Below are 14,339 nucleotides of genomic sequence, written 5' to 3'. Positions count from 1 at the left end.
CGCGATCCGCGCCGGTCTTGCGGTCCGTGTCCGGTCCGACAGGGGCGCGTTAGGACACACTTTTTGCCTCGAAATCGTCCGGTTGACTGGCCTCTTGCCCTCATACCGGCGGAACGGTAACCGGGAACAAAGGTGCACCGGCGGGAAGCTGCCCGTACCGGCGCTGGCCTTGATATGGCACGTTGATCCCGCTATCGAGGATTGAAGTGATTAAGGTAAAATCAATCCTTGCGAAAAAATACACATGAATAGTGGTGCCCCGACCGTACGGCCGCAGGAGCCGAAGGCCAACGATGTTTGCGTGACCGGATATTCCGCGCTTCTGCCCGGGGCGCGCGGGGCAGACGAGGTCTGGCGGGTCCTGACCGAAGGCCGGTGCGTCATCTCGGAAATCCCAGAGGACCGGTGGAGCGGCCATCGTTTTCTGTCCCCCGAGGCGGTGCTGGCAGGGCACAGCTATACCCGCCATGCCGGCGTGCTGGAGGAAGCCTTCGGCTTCGACGCGGGCTATTTCGGGATTACGCCGCGCGAAGCGGAGCAGATGGACCCCCAGCAGCGGCTGCTGCTGGAGACGACCGCCCGGGCTTTCGACCATGCCGGGATCGATCCCGACCGCCTGCAACCTGACCGTGTCGGTGTCTTTATCGGCGCGGCCACGGCCGACCATTCCACCACCGCCTTGCAGGACCCCAAGCTTGTGGGCGCCCAGTACATGCTGGGCAACACCGTATCGATCTTTGCCAACCGACTGTCCCACCACTGGGATTTCCGGGGGCCCAGCTTTACCGTCGACACGGCCTGTTCCTCGGCACTGGTCGCGCTGGATCAGGCCCGCCGGGCGATTGCCGCGGGCGTCGTGGACATGGCGGTCGTTGGCGGGGTCAACCTGCTTTTGTCCCCGATGCCCTTCATCGGGTTCTCGCAGGCGGGGATGTTGTCGCCCACCGGCCGCTGCCGGGCCTTCGCGGCCGGGGCCGACGGCTATGTCCGCAGCGAAGGCGCCGTCGTCTTTATCCTGGAGCGGCTGGACACGGCGCTGCCCTCGGGGCGGCGGGTGCGGTCCGTTCTCGTGACCAGCGCGGTCAATACCGCGGGGCGCACCCCCGGCATCGCGCTGCCCTCGGCCGAGCGGCAGGCCGACCTGATGGTCACCGCGATGGAGGCCGGCGGCATCGACCCCGACAGCCTGGCCTTTGTCGAGGCGCACGGAACCGGCACCGCCGTTGGCGACCCGCTAGAGGCACAGGCCATCGGCCAAAGCTATGGTCTGCGGCGTCGGTCCCCGCTGCCGGTCGGGTCGTCGAAGTCGAATTTCGGCCACCTGGAACCGGCCGCCGGGCTGGTGGGCCTGTTGAAGGCGCAGCTTGCACTGGAACACGGGCATCTTCCGGCCACGCTCCATTGCGAGGAGCCGAACCCCGATATCGACTTCGCGGCCCTTAATCTCGACCTTGCCTCGGAAGGGCGCGATCTGCCCGATATCGGCGGCCCGCTGTGCGCGGCGGTCAATTCCTTCGGGTTCGGGGGCGCGAATGCCCATGTGGTGCTGCGCCAGCCTGATCTTGCGTCGGTGGGTGTGCAGCGCGCAGGCCGTCGTCCGCAAGGCGCGCGCTCGTCGCTGTTGCTGTCTGCGGCCAGCGGCGATGCCTTGCAGGCCCTTGCCCGGTCATGGCGTGACATGGCCGCTGCGGCCCCGGACGATCTGGCCGACCGGGTGGCCACCGCGAACTGGCGCCGGGCCTGTCACCGGCACCGCCTTTGCGTCGCGGCCGACAGTGCCGAAGCTCTGGTGGCAGAGCTTGACGGTTGGCTGGGCGATGGCGGGGCGGCCCCTGGCGCGGCGGCAGACAGCACGCTGCGCGATGCCCCCGTCGCCTTCGTCTATTCCGGAAACGGCGCGATCTGGACCGGGGCCGGCCGGCACCTGTTCGAGACAGACCCGGTCTTCCGCCGGGCCTTCGTCGACCTGGCCGAAGAGTTCGCCGCCTGTGGCTTGCCCGATATCCGCGACCTGATCGACGACCCCGAGCTTGCCCACAAGGCCGATGCCGCAGAGGTCGCACAGCCCTTGACCTTCGCGGTCCAGGTCGCGCTGACCGACAGCCTGGTCGAGGCCGGCCTGCGCCCCAAGGCGGTTCTGGGCCATTCGCTGGGAGAGGTGGCCGCGGCGGTCATTGCCGGGCGGATTCCGCGGGCCGATGGGGTGCAGATCGTCGCCCAACGCTGCCGTGCCTTCGCCCCCCTTCGCGGCACCGGTGCGATGGCGGCCCTGGCCGCCGCGCGCACGCGGGTCGAGGCGCTGATCGCCGAAACCGGCCTGCCGGTGGAGGTATCTGCCGAAAACGCGCCCGAAAGCGTCACCGTCAGCGGCCCCGAAGAGGTGATCAAGGACCTGCTTGGCCATGCGCGGCGGGCCCGGATCGCCGGTCGGGCCTTGCCCATCGCGTATCCCTATCACAGCGCCGCGGTTGAACCGCTGCGGGAGGAACTGATCGCGGGCCTTGCCGATCTGGCACCGCGCAAGGGGACGCTGGCGTTTTACTCGGGTTGTCAGGGCGCGGCCTTCTCCGGCCCGCTCGATGCCGCCTATTGGTGGGAGAATGCCCGCTCTGCCGTTTCGTTTCGCAATGCCGTCACCGCGATGGCAGAGGACGGCCTGCGCGTGTTTGTCGAGATCTCGCCCCGCACCGTCCTGCGCAGCTATCTGCGCGATACGCTGGCCGATTTCCCGCAACAGACCGGCGTTCTGGAAAGCCTCGATTCCACGCGGCCCGAACGGCGCACGGCCGCCACGATCGCCCGGGCGGCGTTGGCCGCGGGCGGCGCGGTGGACCGGACGGCGGTGCTGGGCCCCGCGCGACCGGTGACCGACGGACTGCCCGACTATCCCTTCGACCGCAGCCCGTATCGTCTGGAAAGCGCCACGGCGCTAGACATCTTTGCGCGGCGTCCGCAGCATCCGCTGCTTGGGGGGCGGATACAGCCGGATGCCGAGATCTGGCAGGGCGAGATCCTGCTGTCGCGCGCGCCTTGGCTGGCCGATCACAAGGTCGCCGGGCGGATCCTGTTGCCGGCGATGGGGATCCTCGAACTCTTTGCGGCGGCCGGGGCCGACCTTGCCGGGGCACGGTCGGTGGAGTTGCGCGATGTCGAGTTCCTGGCCCCCATTGAACTGTCGGAGACGGAGCCCCTGTCGGTCCGCGTGGTGCATGAAGGCGCGGCGCGGCGGCTGCGGCTGGAAACGGGCGGGGCAGGGCGCTGGCAACTGGCGGCGGTTGCGCGCCTGTTTACCGCTTCGGCAGAGGCCCCCGGCCCGATTGCGGTGCCCGATGCGGGCGGCGACCCGGCGGCGCTATATTCGCGACTGGCGGAGAGCGGGTTGGACTATGGTCCCGAATTCGCTCGCGTGGCGGGTCTGACCCGCGAGGACACCAGCGTTCTGGCCCGGATCGCCCCGGCGCTGCCGGAACCGCGGTTCGTATTCGACCCGCGCGCGGCCGATGCCGCGCTGCACGGGGCGGCGCTGTTGCTGGATGGGGACGATACCGGCCTGCGGGTGCCAGCCCGGATCGATCGGGTGTGCCTGTTCGATGGCGGAGAGATCGTGGCGGCCCGGCTGACGCGCGCGGGTGGTGGGGCGGAAAGCGTCGCGCTGGATGGTCTGCTGTGTGATGCCGACGGTGCGCCGGTTCTGGTGTTGGAGGGCTTGCGCTTGCGTCCCTTCCCGGCGGGGCAGGAACCGGCCCATCCCTTCTGGGACGAACGCCTTGTGCCCCTGCCGGGCGGCGGTGCGGCGTGGCTGCCGGCGGCTGTTCAGCCGCTCTTGCGGGCAGACGGTGACGCGGCGAACGATGCCGATGTGCTGCGCGCGGCGCTGGGTGGACGGCTGGCCTGGGATCGGCTGGCCGCGGGTGGCGGCGACGATCCGCGTGACGCAATCGCGGCGCGCTGGCTGGTCGAGGCCGGGCATGCGTCCGAGGATGCCGACGGCAATGTAACCCCTTCGGGCGATTGCCCGTGGCCCGAAATCGACACGCTTGTTTCGCTCCTGCCGCAGGTGGCGCCGCAGGCGTCGGCGGTCCTGAAATCGGTGCTGGAGGCCGCGGCGGGCCGGGCGGCGGCGCAGCCGCAGCCCTTGGCAGACCTGTCCGGCTTGCCGGTCGCGCTTCTGAACGGGCCCGCCGCCGGGCGGGTCGGGCGTATCGCCCTTTGCGGTGCGGTGGACCGCGAACTGGTCGATGCCGCGCTTCGGCGCGCCGACCATGTCACGGTGCTGGCCGGGGACGGCGATGCACTGGCCCGTCAGCGTGCGCGCTTGGGGGGGCATGATGCCCTGCGCTTTGCCACGGTCGATGCCGCTGCGGCGCAAGGCGATGCCGATCTGCTGGTGCTGTCCGGGGTGATGCAGGATCCCGCCGCCGAAGAGACGCTGGACCGGCTTTGCGCCTGCATCGCGCCGGGTGGGGGTGTCTTGGCCGTGGAAGAGGCCCCCGACATCTTCGCCCTGATGACGGGCCGCCATACGCGGCCCGGTGCCGTGGATCGTCTGATGGCGGCGCTTGACCGCGCAGGGCTGACGGCCGAGGCCGGAACGGCCGTGGCATCGGAAAGCCTGCGGGTGATTTCCGCCCGTCGCGCGCCCGGCGTGGTGGCGACTCCGGTTCTTCAAGTGACGGGCGATGGCGCGATCGCCGATGGGTTGCGGGCGGCGTCCGGTCAGGGTGACGCTGCGGCGGTTGTGGTTGTCTGCGGCCGGCTGGGCGATGACCTTGTGGCCCCGGCAGACCTGATCGCCGCGCTGCCGGACGGCGCCGGGCCGGTCTGGCTGCTGGTCGAAGGGGCAGAGCACTGGGCGGCGCTGACAGGCTGGCGGCGAACGCTTGCGAACGAAACCGGTCGGGACCTCCGGTTGCTGTGCCATGACGCGGATATCCCTGCGGAGCGGATCGCGCCCCTGCTGGCGTCGGAAGAACAGGAAATCCTGCTGACGGCGGAGGGTGCGCACTGTCCGCGCCTGATCCCTGTCGATCCGACAGCGGTGGCGGATGGTGCGCGGCGGCTGACCGTGGCGCGGCGTGGGGCCGCCCAGGCCGGGTTGCGGTGGACGCCGGTGCCGGATGTCGACCTCTCCGAGGATGCCGTGGAAATCGACGTGGCGGCCGCGGGCCTGAACTTCCGCGACGTGATGTGGGCGCAGGGCTTGCTGCCGCCCGAGGCATTGGAAGAGGGCTTTGCCGGTGCGTGCCTTGGCATGGAATGCGCCGGAACCGTACGCCGGGCGGGGCCTAAGGCGGGCTTTGCCCCGGGCGATGCCGTTCTGGCGATGGCCTCGCACGCGATGTCGAACCGCGTGGTGACCCCCGCGGATGCAGTGCTGCGGCTGCCCGACGGGATCGATCCTGTGACGGCCGCCGGTGTGCCGGTGGTGTTCCTGACCGCCGATTATGCGCTGAATGAGGTCGCGCGGATCGCCCCGGGTGAAACCGTCCTGATCCACGGGGCCGCGGGCGGCGTGGGGCAGGCCGCGTTGCAGGTGGCGCGGCGCGCGGGCGCCCGGGTGATCGCGACGGCGGGCAATCCCGCCAAGCGGCTCTTCGTCCGTGCATTGGGGGCCGAGGCGGTGTTCGACAGCAGGTCGCTGTCTTTCGATGACGATGTGCGTGCTGCGACCGATGGCCGGGGTGTTGACGCGGTGCTGAACGCGCTGGCGGGCGAGGCGCTGGAGCGCAGCCTGGCCTGTCTGGCACCCTTCGGGCGGTTCGTGGAACTGGGCAAGCGCGATCTTTACGAGAACAGCGCCGTCGCCCTGCGCGCCATGCGCCGCAATATCAGCCTGCATGTGGTCGATGTCGACCAGTTGATGACCCACCGGCCCGAGGCCGCCGCGCGCTGCCTGGCGCGTTTGGCGGAAGCCTTGGAAAGCGGCGACTACGTGCCCCTGCCGACCGAGGTCTTCGCCCCGCAGGACGCGGCAGAGGCGATGCGGGCCATGCAGCGTGCCGCCCATATCGGCAAGATCGTCCTGCGGGCGCCCGATCACGCGGCCCCCGCGCCGGTGGCGCCCGTGCCGCCGATCCGCGGGGCGTGGCTGATCACCGGGGGGACCTCCGGCTTCGGGCTGGAAACCGCGCGCTGGCTGGCCGACCAGGGGGCGGAGCATCTGTGGCTCACCAGCCGCAGCGGCCGGGTCGAGGACGGGGCGCTTGACGGTATCGGCGTGCCGGTGACGCCGCTGGCCGCCGATGTGACCGATGCCGCGGCGATGGCCGATGTGCTGGCGCAGGTGCAGGCGGGCGATGTGCCCCTGCGCGGGGTCGTGCATGGCGCGGCCGTATTCGACGACGCGATGTTCGCCGATCTTGACCGCGACCGCATGGCCGCCGTGCTGGCCCCGAAACTGGGCGGGGCGCAGGTTCTTGACCGGCTGACGCGGGAGATACCGCTCGATCATTTCTGGATGTTCAGCTCTGTTGCGGCGCGCTTCGGCAACCCCGCGCAGGCGCCCTATGTGGCCGCCAACCGCGGGCTGGAGGGGATTGCGAAAGATCGCGCGGCGCGTGGGCTTCCGGCGCTGGCCGTCGCCTGGGGGCCGGTGGGCGATGCCGGCTATCTTTCCCGGTCCGAGGCGCTGCGCGAGGCGCTGGCCAAACGGATGACACCGATGACCGCCCACGCCGCATTGGCGTATCTGGGTTACGTCTTGCAGGCGGGCTATGCTGCCCCCACGGTGACAATCGCGCCCGTCAACTGGGGCCGTCTGGCCGGGGCGCTGCCGGTGATGGCAGGGCCGCTTTTCGATCTGCTGCAGATCGATCCGGAGCGGACGGATGCAGGCGGGTTTGACCTTGCGGCGCTCTTGCGGGACAAGGGGCCGAAAGAGGCGCGCAAGATCCTGACCAAGATGCTGGTGGAGGAAGCGGCGCAGCTGATGCGCGCCGCGCCCGGCGATATCGACCCGCGCCAGCCGTTGCAGATGATGGGTTTCGACAGCCTGATGGCGATGAACCTGCGACTGGCGGTCGAGGAACGGCTGGATATCACAGTACCGGTCATGTCCATCGACGACAGCCTGACACTGGCCGTGCTGGTCAACCGGATTGTCGACGGTGCCTCGGCTGAACCGGGTACAGCGCCAGAGGGCGGTGTCGTGGCGGAAATGGCCGAGCGTCACCTTGCCGGCAGCGAGGTCAGCGCGGAACGGGCGGCGTCCCTCAAGGAGATGGCCGGCGCCACGGTGGAGGACGGCTGACATGACCGGCAAGACCGATGACACGATGGCCCGGCTGCGCGCGCTGCATGCCGGGATGCCGCGTAATGTCAGCGCCGCGCCCGCACCGAAGGCAGATGCCCGCCTGACCGATTTCCGCACCCATCCGGAATATCAGAAGATCGCCGTGGCCAAGGGGGCCGGGCAGATGCTGTCCATCGAAAGCCCGTTCTTCCGCCGGACCGACGCGGTGGACGGCACGCGGGTGTCCATCGACGGGCGCTGGGTCGAGAGTTTCTCGGGCTATGACTACCTGTCCCTGAATGCCGACCCGCGGCTGGCAGAGGCGGTGGCCGAAGCGGTCGCCCGCTATGGCGTGTCCGCCCGGGCGTCGCGCTTTGTCGGCGGCGAACTGGACCTGCACCGGCAACTGGATACCGAACTGGCCGCGTTTCTGGGGACGGAGGATGCGGTGTCGACCGTGTCGGGCCACGCGACCAATCTGGCGGTGATCCGCACCCTGATGGGGCGCAACGATGTCGTGCTCGTCGACTCCATGGCGCATAATTCCGTCTATGAAGGGCTGCGTGCCTCGGGGGCCGATCATATGTCGGTTCCCCACGGCGATACCGGGTGGCTGGACGATTGGCTGTCGAAGAACCGTCACCGCTATGAACGCGTGCTGATCGTGGTCGAGGGGCTCTATTCGATGGACGGCGACGTGGCCGACCTGCCCGCCCTTGTCGAGATCAAGGACCGGCACGGTGCGTGGCTGATGCTGGACGAGGCGCATTCCATCGGCGTTCTGGGCGCGCGCGGCGCCGGGCTGGCCGAGGAATGCGGGGTCGCGCCCGGTCGCGTCGATATCGTGATGGGGACGCTGTCCAAGACGTTTTGTTCCTGCGGCGGGTTCGTTGCGGGCTCTTCCACCATGGTCGATATCATCCGCCATGCGGCGCCCGGTTTCGTCTATTCGGTGGGCCTGTCGGTGCCCAACACCGCCGCCGCACTTACCGCCCTGCGCATCCTTCAGGCCGAACCCGAACGGGTGGCGCAATTGCGCAGCCGGGGCGCGCTGTTTCACCGGCTGGCGGGTGAGGCGGGGCTCGACCGGGGGCTGGGGCAGGGGTATTCGGTTGCCCCGGTGATCGTGGCGGATTCCATCCGGGCGACGCTGGTGTCGAACCGGCTGTTCGCCGACGGTGTGCTGGCCATGCCGATCATCGCGCCCGCCGTGCCGGACAAGCAGGCGCGGCTGCGCTTTTTCCTGAATGCGGGTCACAGCGATGCCGCCATCGCCGAGGCCATCGAAAAGACCGCGCGGCATCTGGCAGAGTGCGGCCATGTCAGTTTCTGAGGGCGCTTTCCTCATCGGGGTCGGGCAGGATCTCTGCCCGGACCTGGCGCATGATCGCATCGCTGAGGGGGGCGGGCAGCCGTTCGGCCAACCACGATGCCGCGATGAGCGATTTCGGAAAGGCGATGGTCGTGCGGCCACGCGCCAGCCCGCGTGCGATGATCTGCGCGGCCCGGTCTGCGGGCAGGCACAGAGGCGCCGGCCCAAGCTGGCGGTCGGTCATGGGCGTGTCCATGAAGCCGGGGATCACGGTGACCACGCGCAAACCGGTGCCGTGAATCGACCGGCGCAGCGCCTTGGCATAGGCGTGCAGCCCCGCCTTGGTCGCGCTGTAGCTCAGCAGATCGGCATGGGGTGCGATGGCCGCGAGCGAGCCGACGATGGCAAGTGTGCCGCGCCCGCGCGCCTGCATCCGCGGCATCAGCGCCTCGATCCCGTGGATGGTGCCCAGAAGATTCACCTGAACCACCCGCGCGGTCTGCCCCGCCGGTTCCACGCCCCCGCGGTTGCCGGTCTTGACGCCCGCATTCGCGATCATCAGGTCGACGGGCGCGTGGGCGTCGAAGTCCCGCAGCACCTCGGCCAATTGGTCGGGCCGGGTGTGGCAGGCTTGGGCGATATGGGGCTCTCCGCCCTTTTCGCGCACGGCATCGGCGGCCTTTGTCAGTCGTTTGCCGTCCCGCCCCAGCAGCAGAACGTGCCGCCCCGGGGCGGCCAGTTCCGCCGCCAATGCCTGCCCCAGCCCGCCGCTCGCGCCGGTCAGAACGATGTTCTTGGGGTTTTTCATTCTGGCCATTCTCCGGCAATGAATTGCGCCACGTTTTCCGCCCCGGTCAGGGCGTCGGGCCCGTCGAAGGCGCCGGGCACATGGTAATGGTATCTCAGATAGCGGCGAAAACGCCCGGCAAGATCGGCGTCCGGGGCCTCTGGCCGGTGCCACAAGGTGTCGAGCGTGCCGCGATGGGTCAACCCCGGCCGGTCATAGATGGCACGGCCCAGAACCTTGACGGGGATCCCGGCCAGAATTGCGGACAGCCCCACGGTGCTGTTGATGGTAACAACGCCCGACAGGCGCGGGAACAGATCCTCGACCCGGCCACCGGCCAGAAAGACCACCCGCCCGCCGGTTCCGTATCCCCGGGCCAGCGTCCGCGTCCGGTGCCCCCAGCGGCGCAGCCCATTGTCGAGCGGATGTTCCTTGACCACCAAGAGGGCGTTTTCGGGGGCATGGTTCCTGAAGGAGGCGATGATGGCCTCCAACTCCTCCGCCTGCGACCGGCCGGTGCCGTGGTCGCGCAACTGGAAATCGGTATCGAGTTGCAGGGGCATCAGGAACACGGGGCCGCGATGGGCCGCGATCCGGGCAAGGCCCGTTTCGGTGTCGCGCCGCCGCCCGCGGGCGGCCAGCGCCTTGCCGATCCAGCCCCGCCACTCCGCCACCGGGCTGTCCAGCGCATAGTGCCGGTAGCGCGGGTAGAAAAGCGGTCCCATTGTGACATTGGCCAGGTGATACGCCACATCGAACGCGGCATAGCGCAGGAACGACCCCGGCGCCGGTGCCGGGTCGGGAAGGGCGTCGGTGTCCTGCCCCTTGAACGCGGCGGGAATGCGCGACCGGCCCCCGGTGCCCCATGTTTCCACAAGGATCAGTCCCGGCCGCAGATAGCCCTGTTCAACGATCCACGGTGTGATCGCGCGCCCCGAGGCGCGGATCGCGGCGATGGCGGCGCGGTGATGCGTGCGCCCATCGCCCAGCATGACAAGATCGGTGGCCCCGCTGTCCGCCAGCACCTGTTCGAGATAGGCGCCGAAATCCGCGGGTGTGCCGCGATAGGCAAGATACCGTCCCGCCCGTCCCGGCCAGAAAAGCCGGTCGCCGGGGTTGAGGCCAATGCGCATCACTCGCGCGCCGCGCCGCAGGCAGGCCCTCGCCAGATGTCCGAAAAAGCGGGACGATGGCCCCTGAAGAAATATGATCTTGCGCCCGTCGAGGCGGGCAGAGGAGCAAGGCAGTGACACGCCAGAAGGTCCAGAAGCTCGACAGGAAAAACGCCATTCCCGAGGACGACGATGATTTTGTGACACGCCCCCCGGCCGAGGGCAAGGGCCGGGTGATCCTGATGCTGCAGGGGCATCCCTCCCGGTTCTGGCGCCAGTTGGCCGATGGCTTGGCCGAGGATGGCCACCGGGTTCTGAAGGTGCATTTCGGGCTGGCCGACGCGGTCTTCTGGGGGCGGCGTTCGGCGATCCACTATCGCGGGCGGTTCTCCCGCTGGCGCGCCTTCCTGACCGAGTTGGTGCAGCGCGAGGGCGTGACCGATATCTTCTACTATGCCGACCGGCTGCCCTATCATGCCGTCGCGTTAGAGGTTGCGGGGGTGCTGAACCGGCGCGCCTGGGCGATCGAACATGGCTATCTGCGCCCGGACTGGCTGACCATCGAGGCCGATGGCATGGGCGCCCTGTCGCGGTTTCCGCGTACCCGGGCCGAGATCGAAGCCTTGGCCGAAGGCGTCTCCCCGCCGGACATGACGGTGCTGTACCGGCACGACTTCGCGGTAGAGGCGTTCAACGAGGTCAGCTTCGGCTTGCTGCAAAGCTTTGGCCGTGTGCTTTATCCGCTCCATGTTTCCGACCGGCCGGTGCCGCCGGTGATCGATTACCTCAGCTGGCTGCCCGAACTGGTGTTGACGGGGCGACGGGCGCGCGATGCCATGGCCCTGACCCGCCGCCTGATCCGGGAGCGGATTGCCTATAATCTCGTGCCTTTGCAGTTGGAGGTCGACTACCAGATCCGCGGCTCCTCCCCCTACAGCCGACTGACCGATTTCATCGAGGAGGTCATCGCATCCCTGGCGCGCACGGCGCCGGCTGACCGGCACGTGGTGTTCAAGGTGCATCCGCTCGACAACGGGTTGGGGCGCTGGTTTTCGCGCATTCCCGCCATCGCAGAGCGGTACGGCGTGGCAGACCGGGTGCATGTGTTGCGGGGGGGCAATCTGGGCCGGATGGTGACACGATCCTGTGGTGTCGTTCTTGTCAATTCGACCGTGGGGATCCATGCGCTGCGGGCGGGCACGCCGCTTTGCGTGCTTGGCACGGCCATCTATGACGTGCCGGGCCTGTCCCATCAGGGGGGGCTGGACAGGTTCTGGACGCAGCCCGAGCCGGTCGACCGGGCGTTCTTCGAGACATTCGAGAGGGCGATTTCGACCATTCAGGTCAAGGGGTCCTTCTTCGCGCCAGACGGGCGCGACGATGCCATTGCGCAGATCCGTGCGCGGATGCGGCCAACCGCTCCGGTCGCGGGCGCGACGGGAGGGGGCAGAGGAGCCCACGGTTCTGCCGCGACAAGCAAGGGCGCAAAGGCAGACCCGTCCCTGACGACCCATCCGCCCTTCGCGGCCCGGGTTCCGGGAGAGTGAGCCACACCCAAGCTGCCCCGGCCACGCAGTCAGCGTGACGGGGCCGACACTGCGACCGCGGCGGCGCCCGTGATCCGGCGCAGGCGAACCTGACCCGGCCGCGTGGTGGCCCATGGCTTTCCACGCGGACCATGGCAGGGCATAGGTCGATTGCAGATCGGAAGGCGGGCGCGTCAAGACCGCGCCGTTGCCTCAGACCTCCAGGTCGACCTGGCGCTGTACCGGTTCGGGTTCCGCCTCGGCGGTGGTGCTGCCCCAAAGCTGCGTGGCGTTGCTGATACGCCGTTCGGCTTCAAGCTCCAGCGGCGTCGTGTCGAAGGCCGGCGGCGGGCCGGTCGGACGCTCTGGATCGGGACGCGGGAATTCCGGCCGCGGCGGCGCGTTGCCACGCTGGCCGGTTTCGCTACGGGTCTGACCGGCGCCGGAGCCGGCCGAGGCCGCGGCAACCGGGGCGGAAGGCGAAATGGCCGCAACACTTACGGTCACGTGGTCCTGAACGCCGGACACGGGAATCGGGCTAAGGATCTGCATGTTCCCCAAGCTCCATCTGACGCCCCCACCAGACCCTTAATATGCCCTTTTTTCGCGTCCCAGAGAAGCCACCGGGGATCATTTTCCAGCCTAAAGGTTAACGCAGGGGCGAAGCGGCACCGTTGCCGGTGTCTCAGGCGACGCGGTCGGGCGGCGATACGCGCCGCATCCTGCGGGGGTGCCGGACGCGCCATCGATTTGAAATGGCAAGGCCTTTCGGTGGGCTGGAGGTCGAACCCCGCACTCGGGTTGCGGGCCCGATCGACCACCGGCGGGTCGGGCCGCCGATGCCGAAGGGTCAGATTTGAGTTGCTTTCGAGGTATTAAAGACGATGATCCGCAAGACAACGGTCGACATTTGCGCCCCGATCCCGGCAGGCGCGGTGTGGGCCGATCCCCGCACGCGACCCGGCCGATTCTCTTTCCGGATGTTCGGCCCAGCTTCAGGAGGGTGACATGGCGCTCGACCGCAATTCCGGACCCAACGATCTTTCGGCCTTCTGGATGCCGTTCACGGCCAACCGCCAGTTCAAGAAGGCGCCGCGGATGTTCGTGGGCGCCAGCGGCATGTATTACAAGACCTCGGACGGGCGCGATGTGCTGGACGGCACGGCGGGTCTGTGGTGCTGCAATGCGGGCCATTGCCGGCCGAAGATCACCGAGGCGATCCAGACGCAGGTGGCGGAGCTGGACTATGCGCCGGCCTTCCAGATGGGCCATCCCAAGGCGTTCGAACTGGCCAGCGCGGTCCGCGACCTTGCGCCGGAGGGGATGGAGCATGTCTTCTTCACCAATTCAGGCTCGGAATCGGTCGAGACCGCGCTGAAGATCGCGCTGGCCTATCATCGTGCCCGGGGCGACGGTGCGCGGACGCGTCTGATCGGGCGTGAGCGCGGCTATCACGGGGTGAACTTCGGCGGTATCTCGGTCGGTGGAATCGTTGCCAACCGCAAGATGTTCGGCTCGCTCCTGACCGGGGTGGATCACCTGCCGCATACCCATTTGCCGGACCAGAACGCCTTTACCCGCGGCCAGCCGGAACACGGGGCCTATCTGGCGGACGAGTTGGAACGGATCGTCGCCCTGCACGGGGCAGAGACGATTGCCGCGGTGATCGTGGAACCGATGGCAGGCTCGACCGGCGTGCTGATGCCGCCCAAGGGGTATCTGGAGCGGTTGCGCGAGATCACCCGCAAGCACGGCATCCTGCTGATCTTCGACGAGGTCATCACCGGTTTCGGGCGGCTGGGGTCGTCGTTTGCGGCGGAACATTTCGGCGTGCTGCCCGACCTGATGACCACGGCCAAGGGGCTGACGAACGGCGTGATCCCGATGGGCGCGGTGCTGACCACGGAGGCGATCCACGACGCCTTCATGAACGGTCCCGAACACATGATCGAGCTGTTCCACGGCTATACCTATTCCGGCAACCCGATTGCCTCTGCCGCCGGGCTGGCGACGCTGGAAACCTATCGGGAGGAGGGGCTGTTCGAAAACGCCGCGACGCTTGCCCCCTATTGGGAGGACGCGCTGCATTCGTTGAAGGACCTGCCCCACGTCATCGACATCCGAAACATGGGGCTGATCGGTGCCGTTGAGCTGGAACCCATCGCGGATGAGCCGACGAAACGTGCCTTCACCGCGTTCCTGAACGCCTATGACAACAACCTTCTGATCCGTACCACGGGCGACATCATCGCGCTAAGCCCGCCCTTGATGATCGACAAGACGCAGATCGACGAGTTGTTCGGGAAACTGACGGATGTTCTGAAGTGCCTCGACTGAGGGTAGGGCGCCCGCCGGCCGGGCGGGCGCCTTT

The 14,339-nt window shown here is 68.5% G+C and carries 7 protein-coding genes; 4 read left to right on the top strand and 3 right to left on the bottom strand.

Annotated features, from left to right (window positions below; genetic code table 11):
* The first annotated feature begins 301 nt into the window (after positions 1-301).
* Complete coding sequence (locus RGUI_RS05695) at positions 302-7,249, top strand: type I polyketide synthase (RefSeq protein WP_172841088.1); 6,948 nt, start codon at positions 302-304, stop codon at positions 7,247-7,249.
* Position 7,250: 1 nt separating this feature from the next.
* On the top strand, positions 7,251-8,564 hold the full coding sequence (locus tag RGUI_RS05690) for an aminotransferase class I/II-fold pyridoxal phosphate-dependent enzyme (protein WP_081532162.1): 1,314 nt from the start codon (positions 7,251-7,253) through the stop codon (positions 8,562-8,564).
* On the opposite strand, the gene RGUI_RS05685 is transcribed toward RGUI_RS05690, so the two are convergent.
* Both RGUI_RS05685 and RGUI_RS05680 read right to left on the bottom strand, forming a co-directional pair.
* On the bottom strand, positions 8,554-9,351 hold the full coding sequence (locus RGUI_RS05685) for an SDR family oxidoreductase (protein WP_172841087.1): 798 nt from the start codon (positions 9,349-9,351) through the stop codon (positions 8,554-8,556). The two genes, RGUI_RS05690 and RGUI_RS05685, sit on opposite strands and share 11 nt — an antisense overlap.
* Complete coding sequence (locus RGUI_RS05680; RefSeq protein WP_081532160.1) at positions 9,348-10,463, bottom strand: hypothetical protein; 1,116 nt, start codon at positions 10,461-10,463, stop codon at positions 9,348-9,350. The genes RGUI_RS05685 and RGUI_RS05680 overlap by 4 nt, the downstream gene beginning before the upstream one ends.
* Before the next feature lie 113 nt (positions 10,464-10,576).
* Between RGUI_RS05680 and RGUI_RS05675 the strand changes: the two genes are divergently transcribed.
* A complete protein-coding gene (locus RGUI_RS05675) occupies positions 10,577-11,989 on the top strand; it encodes a capsule biosynthesis protein (protein WP_081532159.1) in 1,413 nt (470 codons plus the stop codon).
* Between the two features lie 192 nt (positions 11,990-12,181).
* Here the strand turns inward: RGUI_RS05675 and RGUI_RS05670 are convergent, their stop codons facing one another.
* Positions 12,182-12,520, bottom strand: coding sequence for a hypothetical protein (locus RGUI_RS05670; RefSeq protein WP_081532158.1), 339 nt, complete (start codon positions 12,518-12,520; stop codon positions 12,182-12,184).
* Between the two features lie 456 nt (positions 12,521-12,976).
* Here RGUI_RS05670 and RGUI_RS05665 point away from each other — a divergent pair, with 456 nt between their 5' ends.
* Positions 12,977-14,305 (top strand): aspartate aminotransferase family protein, encoded by a 1,329-nt coding sequence (locus tag RGUI_RS05665; protein WP_081532157.1) that lies wholly within the window; start codon positions 12,977-12,979, stop codon positions 14,303-14,305.
* Positions 14,306-14,339 lie beyond the last annotated feature (34 nt).

Origin of the sequence: Rhodovulum sp. P5, from assembly GCF_002079305.1 — a bacterium.
GTDB lineage: Bacteria > Pseudomonadota > Alphaproteobacteria > Rhodobacterales > Rhodobacteraceae > Rhodovulum.
The sequence above is the reverse complement of the archived record's forward strand: the minus strand, read 5'-3'. Positions and strand labels throughout refer to the sequence as shown.